The organism is Rhodococcus sp. 14-2496-1d (assembly GCF_002259365.1).
Classification (GTDB): Bacteria; Actinomycetota; Actinomycetes; order Mycobacteriales; family Mycobacteriaceae; genus Rhodococcoides.
Genome location: NZ_NPFV01000029.1, coordinates 657827 through 678531 on the forward strand (window position 1 = coordinate 657827; position 20705 = coordinate 678531).

The 20705-nt window shown below is 66.3% G+C and carries 22 protein-coding genes; 4 read left to right on the top strand and 18 right to left on the bottom strand.

Going from position 1 to position 20705, the window contains the following annotated elements; genetic code table 11:
* Positions 1 to 4 precede the first annotated feature (4 nt).
* The 13 genes from CH296_RS24435 to CH296_RS24495 form a co-directional block, all read right to left on the bottom strand.
* Positions 5 to 280 carry an acylphosphatase gene (locus CH296_RS24435; RefSeq protein ID WP_094648177.1) on the bottom strand — a complete coding sequence of 92 codons (276 nt, stop codon included), beginning with the start codon at positions 278 to 280 and terminating at the stop codon, positions 5 to 7.
* Positions 277 to 1185 carry an SMP-30/gluconolactonase/LRE family protein gene (locus tag CH296_RS24440; RefSeq protein WP_256980560.1) on the bottom strand — a complete coding sequence of 303 codons (909 nt, stop codon included), beginning with the start codon at positions 1183 to 1185 and terminating at the stop codon, positions 277 to 279. The genes CH296_RS24435 and CH296_RS24440 overlap by 4 nt, the downstream gene beginning before the upstream one ends.
* Positions 1185 to 1613, bottom strand: a complete 429-nt coding sequence (locus tag CH296_RS24445; protein ID WP_032397787.1) for an OsmC family protein — start codon at positions 1611 to 1613, stop codon at positions 1185 to 1187. The genes CH296_RS24440 and CH296_RS24445 overlap by 1 nt, the downstream gene beginning before the upstream one ends.
* 58 nt (positions 1614 to 1671) lie before the next feature.
* Entirely contained in the window at positions 1672 to 2538 is an 867-nt protein-coding gene (gene mutM, locus CH296_RS24450) for a bifunctional DNA-formamidopyrimidine glycosylase/DNA-(apurinic or apyrimidinic site) lyase (protein WP_094685871.1), read from the bottom strand.
* Entirely contained in the window at positions 2538 to 3320 is a 783-nt protein-coding gene (rnc, locus tag CH296_RS24455; protein WP_032397785.1) for a ribonuclease III, read from the bottom strand. The genes mutM and rnc overlap by 1 nt, the downstream gene beginning before the upstream one ends.
* A gap of 26 nt (positions 3321 to 3346) precedes the next feature.
* Entirely contained in the window at positions 3347 to 3529 is a 183-nt protein-coding gene (gene rpmF / locus CH296_RS24460; protein ID WP_032397784.1) for a 50S ribosomal protein L32, read from the bottom strand.
* The gene (locus CH296_RS24465) at positions 3530 to 4138 is read right to left on the bottom strand and encodes a DUF177 domain-containing protein (protein ID WP_032397783.1); all 609 of its coding nucleotides are present in this window, start codon (positions 4136 to 4138) and stop codon (positions 3530 to 3532) included.
* A 91-nt stretch (positions 4139 to 4229) separates the two neighbouring features.
* Entirely contained in the window at positions 4230 to 5021 is a 792-nt protein-coding gene (locus CH296_RS24470; protein WP_032397782.1) for a DivIVA domain-containing protein, read from the bottom strand.
* 119 nt (positions 5022 to 5140) lie between these two features.
* Positions 5141 to 5629, bottom strand: coding sequence for a pantetheine-phosphate adenylyltransferase (coaD, locus tag CH296_RS24475; protein ID WP_032397781.1), 489 nt, complete (start codon positions 5627 to 5629; stop codon positions 5141 to 5143).
* A 36-nt stretch (positions 5630 to 5665) separates the two neighbouring features.
* Positions 5666 to 6220 carry a 16S rRNA (guanine(966)-N(2))-methyltransferase RsmD gene (gene rsmD, locus CH296_RS24480; protein ID WP_032397780.1) on the bottom strand — a complete coding sequence of 185 codons (555 nt, stop codon included), beginning with the start codon at positions 6218 to 6220 and terminating at the stop codon, positions 5666 to 5668.
* On the bottom strand, positions 6217 to 9633 hold the full coding sequence (locus CH296_RS24485) for a pyruvate carboxylase (RefSeq protein ID WP_094685872.1): 3417 nt from the start codon (positions 9631 to 9633) through the stop codon (positions 6217 to 6219). Before CH296_RS24485 ends, rsmD begins: the two co-directional genes overlap by 4 nt.
* 132 nt (positions 9634 to 9765) lie before the next feature.
* Positions 9766 to 12042 carry an ATP-dependent DNA helicase RecG gene (gene recG, locus CH296_RS24490; RefSeq protein WP_094685873.1) on the bottom strand — a complete coding sequence of 759 codons (2277 nt, stop codon included), beginning with the start codon at positions 12040 to 12042 and terminating at the stop codon, positions 9766 to 9768.
* A 13-nt stretch (positions 12043 to 12055) separates the two neighbouring features.
* The gene (locus tag CH296_RS24495; protein ID WP_094685874.1) at positions 12056 to 13735 is read right to left on the bottom strand and encodes a DAK2 domain-containing protein; all 1680 of its coding nucleotides are present in this window, start codon (positions 13733 to 13735) and stop codon (positions 12056 to 12058) included.
* 275 nt (positions 13736 to 14010) lie between these two features.
* Here CH296_RS24495 and rpmB point away from each other — a divergent pair, with 275 nt between their 5' ends.
* Positions 14011 to 14202 carry a 50S ribosomal protein L28 gene (gene rpmB, locus CH296_RS24500; protein WP_008717389.1) on the top strand — a complete coding sequence of 64 codons (192 nt, stop codon included), beginning with the start codon at positions 14011 to 14013 and terminating at the stop codon, positions 14200 to 14202.
* A 131-nt stretch (positions 14203 to 14333) separates the two neighbouring features.
* Positions 14334 to 15128, top strand: coding sequence for an enoyl-CoA hydratase/isomerase family protein (locus tag CH296_RS24505; protein ID WP_032397776.1), 795 nt, complete (start codon positions 14334 to 14336; stop codon positions 15126 to 15128).
* A 5-nt stretch (positions 15129 to 15133) separates the two neighbouring features.
* Here the strand turns inward: CH296_RS24505 and CH296_RS24510 are convergent, their stop codons facing one another.
* The 3 genes from CH296_RS24510 to CH296_RS24520 are packed head-to-tail and all read right to left on the bottom strand — an operon-like array spanning position 15134 to position 17375.
* Positions 15134 to 15826, bottom strand: coding sequence for a uracil-DNA glycosylase (locus tag CH296_RS24510; protein ID WP_032397775.1), 693 nt, complete (start codon positions 15824 to 15826; stop codon positions 15134 to 15136).
* A complete protein-coding gene (locus tag CH296_RS24515) occupies positions 15823 to 16347 on the bottom strand; it encodes a gamma carbonic anhydrase family protein (protein ID WP_094648101.1) in 525 nt (174 codons plus the stop codon). Before CH296_RS24515 ends, CH296_RS24510 begins: the two co-directional genes overlap by 4 nt.
* Before the next feature lie 38 nt (positions 16348 to 16385).
* Complete coding sequence (locus tag CH296_RS24520) at positions 16386 to 17375, bottom strand: thiamine-phosphate kinase (RefSeq protein WP_373557306.1); 990 nt, start codon at positions 17373 to 17375, stop codon at positions 16386 to 16388.
* A 191-nt stretch (positions 17376 to 17566) separates the two neighbouring features.
* On the opposite strand from CH296_RS24520, the gene CH296_RS24525 reads away from it, so the two are divergent.
* Together CH296_RS24525 and CH296_RS24530 are read left to right on the top strand one after the other, a co-directional pair.
* Positions 17567 to 17815 carry an Lrp/AsnC ligand binding domain-containing protein gene (locus CH296_RS24525; RefSeq protein WP_045195625.1) on the top strand — a complete coding sequence of 83 codons (249 nt, stop codon included), beginning with the start codon at positions 17567 to 17569 and terminating at the stop codon, positions 17813 to 17815.
* A 3-nt stretch (positions 17816 to 17818) separates the two neighbouring features.
* Positions 17819 to 18424: a DUF3515 domain-containing protein gene (locus tag CH296_RS24530; protein WP_032397771.1), complete on the top strand. Its 606-nt coding sequence runs from the start codon at positions 17819 to 17821 to the stop codon at positions 18422 to 18424.
* Positions 18425 to 18442: 18 nt separating this feature from the next.
* On the opposite strand, the gene CH296_RS24535 is transcribed toward CH296_RS24530, so the two are convergent.
* Both CH296_RS24535 and CH296_RS24540 read right to left on the bottom strand, forming a co-directional pair.
* Positions 18443 to 19549, bottom strand: coding sequence for a D-alanine--D-alanine ligase family protein (locus CH296_RS24535; RefSeq protein WP_045199902.1), 1107 nt, complete (start codon positions 19547 to 19549; stop codon positions 18443 to 18445).
* A gap of 73 nt (positions 19550 to 19622) precedes the next feature.
* Complete coding sequence (locus CH296_RS24540; RefSeq protein ID WP_032397770.1) at positions 19623 to 20621, bottom strand: NAD(P)H-dependent glycerol-3-phosphate dehydrogenase; 999 nt, start codon at positions 20619 to 20621, stop codon at positions 19623 to 19625.
* Positions 20622 to 20705 lie beyond the last annotated feature (84 nt).

A 20705-nucleotide genomic window follows, 5' to 3' on the forward strand; every position in this document is an offset into this window, starting at 1 on the left:
ACGATCAGCGTTCGACGAATCCCGTCAGATCTCCGCGGGCGGCGTCCCAACTCTCCACAACGAGCGTGACCCTGCCCGGAGTCCGATCACCTCGGAGCAGGGCCAGGAGCGCCTCGAGATGCTCACGTGGGCCCTCCGCTATCACCAGGACTCGTCCGTCCGCGTGATTGGTCGCGTGACCGACGAGTCCGAGTTCGAGTGCGCGCGAGCGAGTCCACCACCGAAACCCGACGCCCTGAACGAGCCCGTGCACCCACGCCGTCAACCGTTCGTCGTTCATGCCTGCCACCCGGGCTCGAGCTTCCTGACAGTTCCATTGAAACTGGTGGCGTACAACGCTTTCTCGTCGAACCCGACCCCGCCGAAGGCGACCGACGAGGTCAGCGGAACGCCGGTCGCTATCACACAGGAGGCGTCGGATTCCGGATCGATACGGACCACCCTGCCGGCGAGATTCTGTGCGAGATAGACCGTTCCGTCGTCGCCGACGGTCAGGTCGTCCGACATCGCCAGTGGTCCGACACCGTCGATGCGAATGCGCGCGGACGGTCCGGACGGATTCTGCTCATCGAGCACGGTGAGCGTGGTCTCGAGATCGAACGTGTTGGCCACGTACATCTTTCCGTTACCGATTCCGATGCCGTTTGCCGATCCCAGATCGGTACGCACCGTCGACACCGAACCGTCGACCGCAACGCTCGTCAGGCCGGAGTGGCCACCCAGGTTGCGGGTGGTGAACAGATCACCGGTCGCCGATCGCGCCAGCCCGTTGGGCATCGTCAGGCCCGACGCGTACGTCGACCGAACCCCCGTGCCGAGATCGATCGTGTCGACGGTGCCGGTTCGGGTATCGAGAAGACCTGCGGCAGCGCTGTTTCCGGTCGTGAAGTACAGCGCGTCGGCGTCGCGGACCAGTCCGCCAGGCGACTGGACGTCGGCGACGAGTGTGCCCCGTGCGCCGTTGGGGGCCACGGTACGCAGCGCGCCGGGTCCGATGAGAGAGGTCTCGGACACGATCATCGAGCCGCGGCCGTCGAACTCGAGGTTCTCGAGCACCCCGAATCCCGCCGCCACCGTGCTCACCGACCACGGAGTGCAACTGCTCGACGCCTCGGCGGTGGGAGCCAGGGCGGTCGCCGTGCCGAGAATCAGACCCGCGACGATTACGGCCGCCCCGGCTCTCATCAGGCGTCCACGTCGATGTCCAAGGTGATCTTCGTACCCGCCTTCAGGGTGCGCCCGACGGTGCACACCTTGTCGATGGCGCGCTCGACGACGGTGAGCAGACGCTCCTGCGCCTCGGGGTCCATCGCGCCGAGGTCGACTCGGAGAATCTCGTTCAGTTCCGGGTACAGCTCGTTTTCGCGATCGGCGGCCCCGGAGACCTCGACGGTGGCGGCGTAGTCGTCGCCCAGTCGCCGCGAGAGCGGTAGGTCCGAGCTCATGCCGGTGCATGCGGCGAGTGCGATCTTGAGCAGCTCGCCGGGGGTGAAGACGCCCTCCACCGATTCCGACCCGATGAGCACTTCGGCTCCTCGGGAGCTGCGGCCGGTGTAGCGACGGGTGCCTGTGCGCTCGACCCAGAGGTTGGTCGGCGTGCTCTGTTCTGCCATGACGGAAATACTAGGCGGGCTGTTCAGGAGTCGAACCCGCGGAATGACCTGGGCGCTGTCAGCTGCGCAGGTGTCGGGGTCGCGGCTGGCAGGTGGGGCAGCTGAACGAGCTGCGGTTCATGAACTTCTCGCGTCTGATCGGGGTTCCGCACCGCGAGCACGGCAGACCCTCCTGACCGTAGGCGTCGAGGGAACGATCGAAGTAGCCGGACTGTCCGTTGACGTTGACGTACAACGCGTCGAACGAGGTTCCACCCTGCGCGAGGGCCTCGCCCATGACGGCGTGCACTGCGGTCAGAAGGCGCCGCAGCGCCGGCCGCGTCAGCGCCTCCGCGATTCGATTGCCGTGGATCTTCGCGCGCCACAGCGCCTCGTCGGCATAGATGTTGCCCACGCCCGAGAGCACCGTCTGATCGAGCAGTGCCCGCTTGATCTCGGTGTGCTTGCCGCGCAACACGTCGACCACCGATTCGGCGTCGAACAGTGGATCGATCGGATCACGGGCGATGTGTGCGACCGGTTCGGGTAACTCCGTGCCGTCCACGGTGACGATCGGGGCGAGCGCCCAGCCGCCGAAGGTGCGTTGATCGACGAAGCGCAGATCGGCGCCGTCGTCGAGTCGTGCCCGGATCCGGAGGTGTTTCTCGTCCGGGGCGGATGGCGGCTGCACCAGCATCTGTCCGCTCATGCCCAGGTGCACGACGGTGGCGAAGTCGCCGGGTTCCATCACCAGCCACAGGTACTTACCGCGCCGCCGAGCCGAGGAGACGCGCTGACCGCGCAGCTGGCCGACCAGATCGAGGCCACCGAGATCGTGACGCCGCACGGCGCGAGGGTGCAGCACTTCCACCGATTGCATCGTCCTGCCGACGACGTGAGATTCCAGACCGAGCCGGACGACCTCGACCTCGGGGAGTTCCGGCATCAGGATTCGTCGGTTGCCGGCTCGCCGGGAATCGCGGTGTCGTTGTTCGACAACGTGTTCCACGCCAGACTGGCGGCCTTCTGTTCGGCTTCCTTCTTCGACCGACCGATACCGACGCCGCGCGGGAATCCGCCGACCAACACGGTCGCGGTGAATTCCTTGTCGTGGTCGGGTCCGGTCGACGAGATCTCGTACGCCGGGACGCCGAGTGCACGTTCGGCGGTCAGTTCCTGCAGGCTCGTCTTCCAGTCCAGCCCGGCACCGAGCTTGGGAGCTCGATCGAGGAGGCCTGCGAACAGCGTCAGGACAACGGTGCGAGCGACGTCGATGCCGTGCTGAAGGTGGATTGCACCCAGCAACGACTCCATGCCGTCGGCAAGGATGCTCGGCTTGTCGCGCCCACCGGTCTGTTCCTCGCCCTTACCCAGCAGCAGATGGCGACCCAGTCCGCCGTCACCGAGACCGCGCGCGACTTCCGCCAAGGCGTGCATGTTGACCACGCTCGCCCTGATCTTGGCCAGCTGACCTTCGGATTTGGTGGGATGCACCGCGTAGAGGTGCTCGGTCACCGCAAGACCGAGGACGGAATCTCCCAGGAACTCGAGCCGCTCGTTGGTGGGCAGACCACCGTGTTCGTACGCGAACGATCGGTGCGTCAGCGCCAACGTCAGCAGAGGTTCCGACAGGGAAACACCGATAGCGGCGAGGAGCGACTCTCGGTCGTCCCCGCCGCCGGCGGCAGTGGAGCTATTCTTCTGTGAACCGCTGTTGTGCCGGTCCACTACTTCGTTTGTCACGTAAGCGGAAATCAGACCGCTGCGACGACCTGGCGGCCCTTGTAGGTGCCGCACGAGGGGCACGCGATGTGGGGCAGAGTCTTCTCGCCGCAACCGCGGTTGGGGCACGTCACGAGGGTGGGCGCAGTGGTTTTCCACTGTGCACGACGCGACCTCGTGTTGGAACGCGACATTTTGCGCTTCGGGACAGCCACTTACTTCTCCTCGGCTTCGTTGTTCACAAGTTCTGTGCTCGGTTCTGGATCCACGCCAAATTTGGCTGCAAGACCAGCCCAGCGAGGATCAATTGTATCGTGACTGTGGCCGGATTCAGCAATCGCCAGGCGAACGCCGCATTCTGGGCACAATCCCTCGCACTCGTCGCTGCACACGGGGTGGAGTGGAAGCTCCAGACCGACCGCGTCGACAATGACGGGTTCGAGATCTATCAGGTCGTCGACGATGCGGTGAATCTCGTCCGCATCGGTTGTCTCCTCGGTGATGCTGTTCGGGTACGCGAACAACTCCGTCAAGTAGACGTCGACGTTGCCACCGACCGGGTCGAGGCAACGAGTGCACTCTCCGGCCGTGGCCGCTCGTACGGAGCCGGTGACGAGAACGCCCTCCGAGACCGCCTGCAACTGCAGATCGAGCGAGACCGGAACACCGGCTTCGATGGCTATGGCATCGAGGCCGATTCGGGAAGGAGCCGGAACCGTCCGCTCGATGGCCTTCGTCGACCCGGGTCGACGACCGAGGTTGAGAATGTCCAGAACGAATCCGTCGTCCAATTCCGGACGGGTCGTTCTCTTGGGCGGGGGCACGTCTGTTCTTCCTTACTGTCGGTATGCCTACTGTCGGTAAGCAACCCCACAACGATACGCATACGTGCATACGAGGGCAAATCGCTGCCGATCAGTGGCGGCTGCGACGCCCCTGCTCCTGGCTCCCGTACGCGGATTCTCCGTACGGCTCACTGCCGTACTCGGGCACGCCCGAGCCGGTTCGCAGCTGCTGACGCCCACGTCCGACCGAACGAATGGTGCCGCTGAGGAACTCCTCGAACTCTGCAAGCTTGGTGTCGACGTAGACGTCGCACTCGCTGCGCATCCGGTCCGATTCGGCGTGAGCGCTGTCGATCACCCGAGCCGACTCGGCGTGGGCCGCCTGAACGACCTCGGTCTCCGACACGAGGCGGTTCTGTTCGGCAGTACCGTCTGCGACGGACCGCTCGTACGACGCCGTCCCGGACTCGATCATCCGATCGGCCTCGGTGCGGGCGCGAACGGTCAGAGCCTCGTACTCGCGCTGGCCTTCGAGCACCGTTCGCTCGGCCTCCGCCTCGGCATCGGCCACGAGCTGGTCGGCATGCGCCGACGCCTCGGACACCATGCGATCTGCCTGCGCCTTGGCGTCGGCGAGAATGCGATCGGCCGAATCCCGAGCGTTCTCGACCGTGTTCTGGGCCTCGGCGTTGGCGGTGCCGACCGTCTTCTCCGCGGTGGCCCTGGCATCGCCGACGAGCTTGTCGCGATGGTCCAGTACGTCCTGGGCGTCGTCCAGCTCGCCGGGGATCGCGTCCCGAACGTCGTCGAGCAGTTCCAGGACATCGCCGCGAGGGACGACGCACCCGGCAGTCATCGGAACGCCGCGCGCCTCCTCGACAATGGCGACGAGCTCGTCGAGCGCCTCGAATACGCGGTACACCGGTTACCCCAATCGTCGAATCTGCCACTGCGCGGTCTTCACTCGCAGTGCTGCGCTGTTCAGTCTGCCCGCCGAGGCGGACGTCTGCGCTATACGGGCTCGGTGTGTCGCTCTTCGAACTACTCTGCGGCCCGCTCGGCGATACGGGCGGTCAGGCGGTCCTGAACGAAGGGCGGCAGCATCCCGGTGACGTCTCCCCCGAAGGTCGCGACTTCCTTGATCAGCGAACTGGACAGAAAGCTGTGCGCTGGATTCGCCGGGAGGAACAGCGTGTCCACTCCGGTGAGGGTTCGATTCATCTGCGCCATCTGCAACTCGTAGTCGAAATCGACCGAACTGCGCAGACCTTTGACGATCGCCGAAAAGCCTTCTTGCCGAGCGTAATCGACCAGCAGTCCGTACCACGAGCCGATCCTGACGTTCGGCAGATGCTCCGTGGCGACCTCGAGCATCTCGATCCGCTCGTCGATGCTGAACATTCCCTTCTTGCTCTTGTTCACCATCACCGTGACCACCACCTCGTCGAAGGCTGCGGCCGCCCGCTCGAAGATGTCGAGGTGACCGTTGGTGACCGGGTCGAAGGATCCAGGGCAGAGTGCGCCAGTCATGCCCGCGAACCTATCAGCCGATCCCGTGCACGCTCGCTACGCACGTGCAGCGATCTCGATTCGACTCTCGCCGTACTTCTTCGACTTCTCCGGGACCAGTCCGGTCGGCCATCGGGTCTCCGGCGAACGCGACGACCGCTCCAGGACGACGACCGCATCGGGTGTGAGCCATCCCCCGACGACGAGCCTGTCCAACAGCCCGGCGACGGCAGTGTCGGTGACGGCGTACGGCGGGTCGGCCAACACCAGGTCGTACTCTGCATCCGCTGCCCCGGCCAGCACGGAGGCCACCGGGGCGCAGCGGACCGAAGCGCCGGGCAATCCCACCGACTCGATGTTCTTTCGCACCACCGCTGCCGCTCGGGCATCGGACTCGACCAACACCGCCGACGACGCTCCACGCGAGAGTGCCTCCAGCCCCAGTGCTCCCGATCCCGCGAACAGATCCAGCACCGCGGCACCGTCGAGTTCCATCCGACTCTCCAGCGAGCTGAACAGCGCTTCGCGAACTCGCTCGGAGGTGGGGCGGGTGCCCTGGCCGGGAACCGACAATCGTCGACCACCCGCGACACCCGCCACGATCCGCGTCATTCGCTGCCGGCCTCTTCGCCCGTCGACCCCCCACCGATGACGACGAGCAGATCGCCGCCTTCCACCTGCTGCACACCGGAGATCGCCAACCGGGTCACGGTGCCGCCGCGGGGAGCGGTGATCGCGGCCTCCATCTTCATCGCCTCGATCGTGGCGACGGTGTCTCCGGCCGAGATCTTCTGTCCCTCCTCGACCGACAGCGTCACCACACCGGCGAACGGTGCCGGAATATGACCGGAGTTGGATCGATCCGCCTTCTCGACCGTGGGGGCCTCGCTCGAGATGGACCGGTCGCGCACCGAGACCGGACGCAACTGTCCGTTCAGAATGCACATGACGGTGCGCATTCCGCGCTCGTCGGGGTCGGAGATCGCCTCGAGCCCGATCAGCAGTTCGACGCCCTTCTCCAGGGCCACCCGATGCTCCTCGCCCTGCCGCAGGCCGTAGAAGAACTGATTGGCCGACAGCCGCGTCGTATCGCCGTACTTCTCGCGGTGAGCGGCGAGTTCGGCTGTGGGACCGGGGAACAACAGACGGTTGAGAGTCTCGCGGCGCTGAGCCGAGGTGCCGTCGAGGTTCTTCTCGTCCTCATCGGTGAGCGGTGTCACCGGCTTGCCCTCGCCACGACCCTCCAGCGCCTTCGTCCGCAACGGTTCCGGCCATCCGCCCGCAGGCGTACCCAGATCGCCGCGCAGGAATCCGATCACCGAATCGGGGATGTCGTAGCGACCGGGATTCTCGGCGAATTCCTCGGCGGACGCGCCTGCACCGACCAGAGCAAGTGCCAGGTCGCCGACGACCTTCGAGCTCGGTGTCACCTTGGTCAGACGGCCCAACATGCGGTCGGCTGCAGCGTAATTGGCCTCGACGGTCTCGAACCGATCACCGAGCCCGAGCGAGATGGCCTGCTGCCGTAGGTTCGAGAGCTGTCCGCCGGGGATCTCGTGGGTGTACACGCGACCCGTCGGTGCCGGCAGACCGGACTCGAACGGCGCGTACACCTTTCGCACGGCTTCCCAGTACGGCTCGAGGTCACAGACAGCCTGCAGATTCAGGCCGGTGTCGCGCTCGGTGTGCGCGGCAGCCGCCACGATCGCCGACAACGCAGGCTGGCTGGTGGTGCCTGCCATCGCGGCGCTGGCACCGTCGACGGCGTCGGCCCCGGCCTCCCATGCGGCGAGGTAGGTCGCGAGCTGACCACCGGGTGTGTCGTGGGTGTGTACGTGAACGGGCAGATCGAAGTTCGAGCGCAGTGCCGTCACCAGAGTCTTGGCTGCGGGTGCGCGCAGCAGTCCTGCCATGTCCTTGATGGCGAGCACGTGCGCGCCTGCGTCGACGATCTGCTCGGCCAACTTCAGGTAGTAGTCGAGGGTGTAGAGGTTCTCGTTCGGGTTCGACAGATCACCCGTGTAGCTCAGTGCCACCTCGGCGAGCGCCGTGCCGGTCTCGCGCACGGCATCGATGGCCGGACGCATCTGATCGACATTGTTGAGCGCGTCGAAGATGCGGAAGATGTCGATGCCGGTGTCGGTGGCCTCGGCGACGAAGCTGCGGGTCACCTTCTCCGGGTACGGGGTGTAGCCGACGGTGTTCCTGCCGCGCAGCAACATCTGAATTGCGATGTTCGGCACGGCCTCTCGCAGGCTCGCCAATCTCTCCCACGGATCCTCGTGCAGGAATCGCAGTGCCACGTCGTAGGTGGCACCGCCCCACCCCTCGATGGAGAGCAGCTGCGGCGTGGTGCGCGCGACGTACGGAGCGACTCCGAGCAGTCCGCTCGTCCTCACGCGCGTGGCCAGCAACGACTGATGCGCGTCGCGGAACGTGGTGTCGGTGACGCCGAGGGCTTTTCGATTGCGCAGATCGCGAGCGAACCCCTCGGGTCCGAGCGCAAGCAGCCGCTGCCTCGAACCGTCCGGGATCGGGGCTGCGAAGTCCACCGGCGGCAGCTTGTCGTGCGGGTACACCGACGACGGACGCTCGCCGTGCGGCTTGTTCACCGTCACGTCGGCCAGGTACGCGAGAATCTTGGTGCCGCGGTCGCCCGAGGAGCGCGAGGTGAGCAGTTCGGGGCGCTCCTCGATGAACGAGGTGGTGACCCGGCCCGCGGTGAAGTCGGGATCGACCAGAACCGCTTGCAGGAACGGGATATTCGTGGCGACACCGCGAATCCTGAACTCCGCCAGGGCTCGTCGGGCACGCGCCACGGCGGTGTCGAAGTCACGGCCTCGGCAGGTGAGCTTGACGAGCATGGAGTCGAAGTAGGCACCGACCTCGGCACCCAGAGTGGTACCACCGTCGAGGCGCACTCCGGCACCGCCCGGCGTCCGGTACGCGGTGATGCGTCCGACATCCGGGCGGAATCCGTTCGCCGGATCCTCGGTGGTGATGCGGCACTGCAGAGCCGCACCACGCAGCACGATGTTCTCCTGCTGCAGACCGAGATCGGCAAGTGTCTCTCCCGAGGCGATCCGCAGCTGGGACTGCACCAGATCCACATCGGTCACCTCTTCGGTGACGGTGTGCTCCACCTGGATTCGAGGGTTCATTTCGATGAAGACGTGATTACCGCGGGTGTCGAGCAGGAACTCGACGGTACCGGCACACGAATAGCCGATCTGCTTCGCGAACGCGACGGCGTCGGCGCAGATCTTCTCCCGCAATCCCTCGGGCAGATTCGGAGCCGGAGCGAGCTCGATGACCTTCTGATGCCGACGCTGTACGCTGCAGTCGCGCTCGAACAGGTGCACCACGTTGCCCTGGCCGTCGGCCAGGATCTGAACCTCGATGTGCCGGGGATCGATCACGGCTTGCTCGAGGAACACGGTCGGATCACCGAAGGCCGATTCCGCCTCGCGCGCAGCAGCTTCGATGGATTCGCGCAGCTGCTCGGGCTCGGCCACTCGGCGCATACCGCGGCCGCCACCGCCCGCGACGGCCTTGACGAACAGCGGGAACGTCATCGACTCGGACTCGGCGACGAGCGCGTCCACATCGGACGACGGTTCCGACGACGCCAGCACCGGAAGTCCAGCCGCCTTGGCTGCCGCGATCGCGCGGGCCTTGTTGCCGGTCAGTTCGAGAACATCGGCGGACGGGCCGACGAAGGTGATGCCTGCTTCGGCGCACGCTGCGGCCAGATCCGGGTTCTCGGAAAGGAATCCGTATCCGGGGTACACCGCGTCCGCACCGCTGCGTTTGGCAGCGGCGACGATCTCGTCGACCGAGAGGTACGCGCGAACGGGATGGCCCTTCTCCCCGATCTGGTACGCCTCGTCGGCCTTCGTCCGATGTACCGAGTTCCTGTCCTCGAACGGGAACACCGCAACGGTCGAGGCCCCGAGTTCGTAGGAGGCGCGGAAGGCACGGATTGCAATTTCACCGCGGTTGGCAACCAAAACTTTGGAGAACATTGGCTCAACTTACCCGGCAGCGTCGGCCACCGAGGCGTACTGATCTCATCATGCGGGACGATGTGCTCGATTTTCTCCACTGAAACGGTGCAGTAGGTAACGACCGACCCCTCGACCGCTCCTGCCCACCCGTCAGGACTTCTGCAGGTAATCGACTCGATCCGATCGCCAAGCCGATCGCATCATCGACGCGATGCCGGGATCGTTCGCCAGCGACGGGTCCTGCGCGAACAGGGACCGGGCGCAGTCCTGCGCGTCCGCGATGATGTCCTCGTCGTCGATGAACGAGAGCAGCCGCAACCCGCTGACCGTGCCCGACTGTGCAGCTCCGAGAACGTCGCCCTCGCGACGAGTGGCCAGATCCAGCTTGGCCAGCTCGAAACCGTCGTTGGTCGCTGCCACCGCCTCGAGCCGGGCGAACGAGCCGCCCGCGGGGCTGAGATAGCTGATCATGATGCACAGGCCCTGATGCCCACCTCGGCCGATTCGGCCTCGCAACTGGTGCAGTTGGCTCACGCCGAATCGGTCCGCATCCATGATGACCATGACCGTCGCGTTGGGAACGTCCACTCCCACTTCGACCACCGTGGTGCAGACCAGGACGTCGATCTCGCCGGAGTTGAACTCGGACATGGTGATGTCCTTGTCGTCTCCCGACAGTCGTCCGTGCAACAGACCCACGCGCAGATCGTGCATCGGTCCGGTGGAGAGGGTCTCGTACAGATCCACCGCAGCCGTGGTCTCGGGGCCGTCCTCCGCGCTCGCACTCTTCTTCTTCGCAGCGCTCTTCTTCCCCGTCTCCGCGTCCTCGTCGTCGCCGATGCGGGAGCACACCACATAGGCCTGGCGACCGGCTGCCACTTCCTCGTGAATACGCTGCCACGCTCGATCCACCCAGCCCGGTTTGCTCCTGGCAGGCACCACGTTGCTGACGATGGGCGATCGGCCGCGGGGCAGTTCGGTGAGCACCGACGTCTCGAGGTCACCCAACGTCGACATCGCGATGGTCCGCGGGATGGGGGTTGCGGTCATCACGAGCAAGTGCGGACTGGTGTTGTCGCGAGCTTTCGCGCGCAACGCATCTCGTTGCTCGACGCCGAACCTGTGCTGTTCGTCGACGACGACCATCGCGAGATCGAGGAATTCGACGCGGTCCTTGATCAGGGCGTGGGTGCCGATCACGATGCCGGCATCACCGGTGACGGCGTCGAGCAGCGCGGATCGCTTGGCCGCAGTGGACATCGAACCGGTCAACAAGGCAACCTTGGTCGCCAGCTCGTGCGATCCGAGTTCGCCGCCGGCCGCGAGGCTCCCGAGCATCGACCGAATCGAGCGCGCGTGTTGGGAGGCGAGAACCTCCGTCGGTGCCAGCAACGCACACTGATGCCCGGCATCGATCACCTGCAGCATCGCCCGCAGTGCAACGATCGTCTTGCCCGAGCCGACCTCACCCTGCAACAGTCGCGACATCGGATGCGGTGCCGACAGATCGTGGGCGATCTCGGCTGCCACCTGGTGCTGGCCGGCCGTCAACTCGAACGGCAGACGCCGATCGAACTCCGCGGCGAGACCGTCGGTGATCGGTGGGCATCGCGGAGCCACGCGGGTGGATGCGTCGCGTCGGCGGTCGGCGAGGACGAGCTGAACGGCGAGCGCCTCGTCGAACTTCAGCCGCTCGCGCGCAGAGTCCTTGTCCTGTGCGGTATCCGGGAAATGGACCGACCGCAGCGCGGTGTCGATGTCGACGAGACCGCGCTGCGCACGAACCGACTCGGGCAACGGATCGACCACGTCGTCGAGTTGGTCGAGCACCTGTCGGACACAGCGCATGAAGGTCCAGCTCTCGACGTCCTTCGCGGCCGGGTAGATGGGCACGAACGCGCGATCGAACACCGACATGTCCACGGCACCGGAGGAATCGACCGAGCCGCGAGCGAGTCCGGCCAGGGTGCCACCGCCGACGATTCGACCTGCAGGCACGACGGCACCGTCGTTACCGTCTCCGCCGAGAATCACGTAGCTGGGGTGCGTGAGATTCCACCGCTTCCCGAAGTACTTGACCTTGCCCGAGAACATTCCTCGACGACCGGGCAGCAGAACGTGCTTGAGCTTGTGCGGACTGAAGAAGGTGGCGTCGATCCGCTGCCCGTCGGCGGCGAGTGTCACGGCGAGGAACTGACCGTTGCGGTTCTTCATCGAACGCAGCGTCGCGGACTCGACCGTTGCGACGATGGTGATGTGCTCGCCCTCGGGCGGCTCCTTCTCCCCCAGCTCCGAACCGTGCGTCATGTAGCGGTGCGGATAGTGCCGCAGCAGGTCCTCGACGGTGTGAATTCCGAAGACGTCGGCCAGCGGCGTCGCCGCCGCGGCTCCCAGGATGTGATCGAGCCGATCCACCAGCGTTGCCATTGTCCGAGATTCCCTATTCCACTCCGAATTGCACGAGATCCCCCGGCTGTCCACCTGTATAGACCACCACGTCGACTCCGGGGTGTGCGCCCGCCACGTACTCGGCCAACCGATCACCGAAGTGATCCGACGCCTGGGCCCCGACGAGCACCGTCACCAGCTCCCCTCCCGTGGCCAGGAGCTGGTCGAGCAACCGACACCCCGCATCGAGCGGACGAGCGGCGACGATCACCACCTCCTGCCCCGCCAGCCCGATGCAGTCGCCCGGCTCGCAGGTGCCGACCCACGTCAGAGATCGCTCCTGTGCGATACGCAGAGAACCCCACCTCGTGCCCGCCGCCGCCTCGGACATCGTGAACGCGTCGTCGACTGCGGCGCGGGCGGCATCGTGCACCGCGAGCGCGGCCAGTCCCTGCACCATCGCCGAACACGGCAACATCACCACGTCCTTGCCGTCCGCTCGGGCAGCGGCGCCGACCGCTACGAGTTCCTGCGCGGACAACGCGCCGTTCGGCAACACCAACACCTCACGATGCTTCATCCCGACGATCGCGCGATGCAGCACCGAGGAGTCGATCGCCTCGTCGCACCGCACCACCGTCGCACCTTCCTGAACGTAGAGGTCTGCGGCACCGTCACCGGCCACCAGCGCCAAAATATCGCGACCGACCGACAGCACCGCTGCGTCGCGGCTTTCGGGGATCGCGACTGCGGCGAACTCGGCCGGACCGAAACACGAGATACGCACTCCGCGAACATCTCCGGCGGCGATGCCGCGGTCGACGGCACCACCGGGGTCGGTGGTGTGTACGTGCGCGGACCAGGCCCCGGAACCGTCACCGGCGACGACGACCGAATCTCCGATGTCGGCCAGTGCTCGGCGAAGTTCCGCCGCCCCCGCGTCGTCCGGCCCGTGCACGACGTAGACCACCTCGTACCCGAGGGAGCGAGACGATCCGTACTCCGACACCGTGACGGGTGCACGGCCGCAGTCCGACGAGAGGTTCGGCGCATCGTCGCCCGTCCGGCGTTCGTGCTCGTGTGGGCGACGGTATCGCCTGCGCGGCGGGGTGCGGCCGATCACCACCTCCACGAACGCGTCGACGATCACCGAGAGACCGAGAGCTCCTGCGTCCACGACACCGGCCTCGCGGAGTTCGGCGAGTTGGTCCGTCGTGCTGTCGACGGCTCTAGCAGTGGCCTCGGCGATGTCGACCACCAGCGTGGAGAGGCTGACATTGGCATCGTGCGCCGAGGCTTCGCGATCGGCTGCGGCCAGAACGGTGAGCATCGTGCCCTCGACGGGAACGCTGACCGCGCCCGCGACCAGGACTCTGGCGCGACGCAGCATCGCCTGCATCGACACCGTGTCCAGCGGGCCGTCCGCTGCGGCCTCGGCGACGGCGCGCAACAGCTGGGACACGATCACTCCCGAGTTCCCCCGCGCCCCCGCGACCGCCCCCACTGCCAGCGCTCGCCCGATGGAGCGGGCGTCCGCGGCGGGCCCGGCTGCGCGCATCGATTCCACCGCGGCGCGGAAGGTGAACATGAGATTGGTGCCGGTGTCCGAGTCGGGGATGGGGAACACGTTGAGTGCATTGATCTCGTCGCACCGTGCGGTGAGGGAATCGACGCAGTGGTAGGCCCACCGGCGCAGGGCCGCGGCATCGATCGATTCGAGAACGTCGACCACCTCGGCCAGCCTCCCCCCGCGTCACGTCCCTCACCTCGTCCGAACTCCCTCGCGGACAGTGCCCGAAGCTTAGTCGGGCATGATCGGTGGCGCGCCGTACGTGAGCCCCGCGGAGCGTCTGCCGTGGCGGTTTGGTTATTGCGTGCGACGCCGCTATTCTTGCAGGGTTGCCTCGAGGCGATCTTCACGCATTGCAATCCTTGCATCTGCTCGTAGTTCGTTTCGATGTCTTCGACCACATGTATCGATCAACATCTATCAAGGAGTTCGCGACTATGGCTGCCGTCTGCGACGTATGCGCCAAGGGGCCCGGCTTCGGTAAGTCGGTCTCGCACTCGCACCGACGGACCAACCGTCGTTGGAACCCGAATATCCAGACCGTTCACGCTCAGGTTGCGCCTGGTAACTCCAAGCGCATGAACGTGTGCACCTCCTGCTTGAAGGCAGGCAAGGTGGTCCGGGGCTGATTTCGGCCTCGCTCTTCGTTTTCCTCCACGGCGTTCCTCGCGTGCGAGAACTGTGCCCCGCCCCCGTATTCGGAGGCGGGGCACAGTCGTCGGTGCACTCGAACACTTGGACGTCCATTAGAATTCCGATCGTGAGTGATTCGGATGACTACGGTCCCAGCAAGGTCAGCATCGAGGACGGCGTGCTGCGCATCGTCGTCGCCACCGAGGCGGGCGGTGCCTCCCTCGACCTCGAAGGCATCGACGCAGGCACGGCGGCACTGCGATCCGTCAACGCCGGTACCACCGCGATCGGAAGTGTGCTCCTCATCGGCCGCGGGCCCAACTTCTGCGCAGGCGGAAACGTACGCGATTTCGCCGGAGCCGACGACCGCGGCGCATTCGTCGGTTCGGTTGCCGACACGTTCCATGCATTCGTCCGCGAACTGGCCGCCGTCACCGTCCCGGTCGTCGCCGGGGTCCACGGCTGGGCGGCCGGGGCAGGCATGAGTCTGGTCTGTCTCACCGATATCGCCATCGGCGGACCTTCGACCAAACTGCGCCCTGCGTACCCTTCCATCGGATTCACCCCGGACGGAGGAATGTCCTGGACACTCCCCCGAATCGTCGGTTCGGGCCGCGCGATGGACATACTTCTGGGTGACTCGATCATCAACGGAGAGGATGCCGTTCGGCTCGGAATCCTCAGCCGGCTGGTGGGCGACGACATCGTCGACAGTGAGGCCGAGCGCCTCGCTCGAACCCTCGCCAACGGCCCGACATCGGCGTACCAGGGCATCAAGAGACTACTCGGAAGCTCCGAATCAGCAACTCTGACAGAACAATTGGACGCCGAAGCCGCCTCGATATCGGTCGCTGCGGCGTCACCGGCCGGACGTGAAGGCGTCGACGCGTTCGTCGAGAAGCGTCGTCCAGACTTCTCCTGAACCGGTCACGGCAACGTCCAGTCGATCGGTTCGTCTCCGCCTTCGACCAACAGTTCGTTGACGCGGCTGAAGGGCTTGGATCCGAAGAAACCGCGTGAGGCGGACAGCGGTGACGGATGAGCGGATTCGATGAAGGGCACCGATCCGAGCATCGGCTTCAGGGTTGCCGCGTCACGTCCCCAGAGAACTGCCACCAGTCCGGGCGCGTCGGGGTTCTCCGCTCGGGCGACCAATGCCCGAATCGCCTGCTCGGTCACCGCTTCCCAGCCCTTCTTGCGGTGTGACGCCGCCTGCGACGGTTCGACGGTGAGCACCCTGTTGAGCAACATCACTCCCTGCTCCGACCAGGGTGTGAGATCGCCGGTGCTCGGCGTGGGCAGACCGAGATCGTCGGAATACTCCTTGAAGATGTTGCTCAGACTCCGCGGTACGGGTCGCACGTCGGGCGCGACAGAAAAGCTCAGGCCCACTGCGTGTCCCGGCGTGGGATACGGATCCTGACCGACGATGAGCACGCGAACCCGATCGAAGGGGTAGCGAAAAGCGCGCAGCACGTTCTCACCCGCGGGCAGGTAGTGCCGTCCGGCGGCGAGTTCGGCTCGCAGGAAGTCGCCCATCGCAGCGACATTCGTCTCGACCGGAGCGAGGGCAGCAGCCCAGCCCGACTCGACGCTCTCGGACAGCGGCCGGGGCGTCACCGGTCGATCCGGCGAAGCGCGTCGCGGTAGTACGCGGCATTGGCGGAGTACATCTGCACGTTGATGTCGACATGCCCGTCGGGAACCTGGTAGCCCTCGCGGATCTTGGCGGGCACGCCGAGCGCCATGGAACGTTCGGGAACGACGAACTCGAACGGCACCACCGCGCCTGCACCGACGATCGAGCCCGCCCCGATCTTCGATCCGTTCAGTACCACCGAGCCCGACGCGATGAGGCAGTTGTCCCCGATGGTCGCACCCTCGACGTGCGCATTGTGGCCCAGTACGCACCCGGAACCGATGACCGTTGCGTCGATCGGAGTGCAGTGAACCACGGTCCCGTCCTGCACGTTGGTGCCCTCGCCGATCGAGATGGTGCCGTAGTCGGCCCGCAGAACCGCAGTGGGCCACACCGACGATCCGGCAGCCAAGGTCACCGCTCCGATGACGACGGCGTCGGGATGAACGTAGGCGTCGGGGTGGATGTCGGGTTCGCGATCACCGAGCGCATAGATAGCCATCTCTGCAACTTAGCCGACTCGACCGACCCGACCCGCGTTCACTCGCCCTCGAAACTCGACCATCCCGAGCTACCCGCGTGGACGCGTCCGCCGACCGTCACTCGACCCGCAGGCGCACCGTCTCCGTGCTCGACGCGGCCGATCACCGTCCATCCCCCGGGAACGGCGGCGGCATCGGGGAAGGTGCCGACGAGCGCGTGATCCTCGCCTCCGGTCAGTACCCACTCCAGCGGATCGTGCCCCATCAGCGTTGCTGCCGAACGCAGTTCGACGGGGATCTCCAGCAGGTCGGGATCGAGGTCGACGAGAACGCCCGATGCGTCGGCGATGTGGCCGAGATCGGCCAGCAGCCCGTCGGAGACGTCGGTGAGCGAGGTCGCACCCGCCTCTGCGGCGTCGATCCCGGCGCGGTACGGCGGGACGGGCACTCGGTGTGCGTCCAACACGGCGTCGTGGCCCGTTCCGTCCCGGTCGCCGAGCAGTAGGGCCAGGCCGGCCGCGGACCAGCCGAGCCGCCCCGCATAGGCGATCACATCACCGGCACACGCCCCCGATCGAAGAACCGGGGCCCGGCCCTGGAGATCGCCGAGCGCGGTGATCGAGATCACCAGCTCCGGCGATTGCACCACATCGCCACCGACGACGGCCGATCCCGCAGCAACCGCCTCGATCCACATGCCCTCGTTGAGACCGTCGGTCACGCTCACCGGAGTGTCGGCCGGGCATCCGAGAGAGACGAGAAAACCCGAGCACTGCGCGCCCATCGCGGCGATGTCCGCGCCGTTCTGCGCGATCGCCTTGCGGCCGATCTGTATCGGACTCGACCAGTCGAGCCGAAAGTGCCTGCCGTGCACCAACATATCGGTCGATGCCGCGATCCGACCGTCGGGCGCGGCGACCACGGCTGCGTCGTCGCCGGGCCCGACGATGGTCGACGACGGCTGCTCGCGGCCTGTGATGGCCCGAGCGATCACGTCGAATTCGCCGACCTGGGCGACGGTGCGCTCGCTGCCGGTGGCCGAGTCGATGACGGTGTCGTCGATGATGTTCCTCCCTGAGAACGCGGTGCGTGCGCGACGGTCTCGCGCGGAGCGAGTGCCGCGCCTGCGGTACCTTTTAGCGGCGGTCGGGACAGTACCGATGCAGCAGGTTACGTGCGAAGAGAACGTAGTCGAACCAACCTACAGTCGAGAAGTCCGGCAGGGGAAAGGGACCACCGATGGTGCAAGCATTCGTTCTCGTTCAGACCGAGGTCGGTCGTGCGACGGCCGTCGCACAGCAGATCGAGGCCGTCGACGGTGTCGTGTCGGCCGAGGCTGTGGTCGGGCCCTACGACGTGATCGCGCGCGCCGACGGTGCCTCCGACGCCCAGATCGCCGAGATCGTCTCTCGCATCCAGAAGGTCGATGCCATCACTCGCACCCTCACCTGCCCCGTGGCCCCTCGGTCGACGACGTCCGTCGGATAGCTCGTGAATTCACCCGACACCGGCAACGACGCCGGCACCGAAGACGGCCCCGCCGAGACCGAGGGCACTCGCGAGCAGCGCCACCCCGCAGTCATCGCCACCGCGATCGCGCTACCGGTCGCGCTCGTCGTCGGAGTTCTGGTTGCCGCCATCGCGGTGAATCGCTCACCCGTCCTCGATCCGGTCGCGCTCGGCCCGGTCGACTCCCCCGATGCCGCGAGTGCGCAGTGCACGTCGCTGCTCGACGCCCTGCCCGAAGACCTCGGCGACTACACGAGAGCCGAACTGGCCGACCCGGCCCCGGTCGGAGTCCGCGCGTGGGTCTCGGCCGAGGAGAACGCCGAGCCGGTCGTGTTGCGCTGCGGTCTGCCCCGGCCGATCGGGTTCGATGTGGCCGCGCCGCTTCAGGTGATCAACGGCGTTCAGTGGTTCGAGGTGTCCGGCGCAGACGACGGGATCGACGCCAGCACGTGGTTCGTCGTCGATCGCGGTGTGTACGTCGCCCTGACGATTCCGGGCGACTCGGGCCCCACCCCGTTGCAGGACGCGTCCTCCGCCGTGTCGGGCGCGCTGCCCCAGCAACCTCTCGACCCGGCTCCGTTGCAGTAGCGCCGGGCCGCAACAGCTCTAACGCAAACCGGTACCGCGGGCGAGAGCGGTGTCGATCAGGGTGGCGATCAGCGTCGGGTAGTCGACGCCCGATTCGGCCCACATCTTGGGGTACATCGAGATCGAGGTGAATCCGGGCATGGTGTTGATCTCGTTGATGACCGGGCCGTTCTCGGTGACGAAGAAATCCACCCGCGCCAGACCCTGGCAGTCCAACGCGCGGAAGGCGGCGACGGCGAGTTCACGAATGCGGTCGCTCGTGGCGTCGTCGAGGGCAGCCGGGATGTCGAACTCACTGACATCGTCGAGATACTTTGTGTCGAAATCGTAGAAGGCATGATCGTCGATGTCCGCGTCGGGAATTCGGATCTCGGCGATGGCGCTCGCGCGCACGGTGCCGTCGGGAAATTCGAGCACTCCGCACTCGACCTCGCGGCCGTGGATCATGCCTTCGACGATGACCTTGGGGTCGTGTTCGCGTGCGACGGCGATCGCGGTGGGGAGTTGGTCCCACGCGGTGATGCGCGAGATTCCGATGGACGATCCGCCTCGGGCCGGCTTGACGAATGCGGGCAGGCCGATTCGGTCACGCTCGCCTGCCGTCAGGTCGTCGACACCGCGTCGGAGTACCACCTGGCGACCGATCGGCAATCCCTCGGCACCGAGCAGCTTCTTGGTGAATTCCTTGTCCATCCCCGCAGCGCTGGCCAGCACGCCCGGCCCGACATACGGAACGCCTGCCAACTCGAGCAGACCCTGCAGGGTGCCGTCCTCGCCGTACGGTCCGTGCAGAACCGGGAACACGACGTCGACGGATGCGAGCACCGTCCCGCCTTCCCCCTCGCCGAGGGCGAGTAGAGCTCCGGCGTGACCCGGGTCCGTACTGAGAGCCAGCGCTGCCCCGGTCTTGTCCACGGTGGGCAGGACGCGGTCGTGAATCGTCAGCGCGTCGATGTCGGAGGAGCCGAGTACCCACGCACCGTCCGGGGTGATTCCCACGGGAACCACCTCGTACCTGGCCGGATCGAGGTTCTGCAGCACGCTACCTGCCGATACACAGGACACAGCGTGCTCGCTGCTGCGGCCCCCGAAGACGACGGCAACTTTGATGCGGGGAGTACTCACGATGAGAAACCGTACCGCCGCGGCTCGTCGAACGCGGATTCGCCCTGTTCGTCGCGAGACCGCGATCACTGCCTCACTCGGGCTTGATGCGACGTCCCAGCAGGTGCCCGACCGCATCCGGTACGGACATGCCGCCGTGACAGACGCGATGCACGGCGTCGGTCAGCGGCATCTCGACGTCGTAACTCTCGGCGAGCGCCCGGACCGAGGTGCACGACTTGACGCCTTCGGCAACCTGCCCGTGCGCTGCTTCCTGCGCACTCTCGAGGGAGCCACCCGAACCCAGTCGTTCTCCGAACGTGCGATTACGCGAGAGGGGGGACGAGCAGGTGGCGACCAGGTCGCCCACGCCGGCCAGGCCCGACAGCGTCGACGGCTTGGCACCGAGTGCTACTCCGAGGCGGATGATCTCGGCCAGGCCCCTGGTCATGATCGACGCGAGGGTGTTCTCGCCGTATCCGACGCCTGCGGCCATCCCGCACGCGAGGGCGATGACGTTCTTGCAGGCACCCCCGATCTCGGCACCGATGACATCGCTGTTGGTGTAGGGCCTGAAATATCCTGTGGCACAAGATTTCTGAATCTCGAGGGCACGCTGGGAGTCGGAGCACGCGATGACCGTCGCGGCGGGCTGGCCCTCGGCGATCGGGCGCGCGAGGTTGGGACCGGACAGGCACGCGACCCGGCTGGGATCCGCACCGGTGACCTGAGAGATCACCTGGCTCATCCGCATGAGCGTTCCGGTCTCGATCCCCTTCGCCAGGGAGAGCAGCGTCGCGTGCGGCGGAATCGAGTCGGTCCACGCCCCCAGATTGGCCCGCAGACTCTGTGAGGGCACGGCCAGCACCACGATGTCGGCTCCGTCGAGTGCACGGACGGGATCACTCGTCGCGCGAATCGAGGACGGCAGCTCGATTCCCGCAAGGTAGTCCTTGTTCTCGTGGTCGTCGGTGATGGATGCGGCGAGTTCCTCACGGCGGGCCCACATGGTGACGTCCGTTCCGGCATCGGCCAACACCTTGGCGAATGCGGTGCCCCACGAACCCGACCCCAATACCGCTGCTCTGCTCATTCCGCCAACCCCTCGCCTACTTCGCCGATGCCCTGTCCACGCGCGCATCACCCTAACTCGCAGACCTGCTCGGGCGGTCGGAGT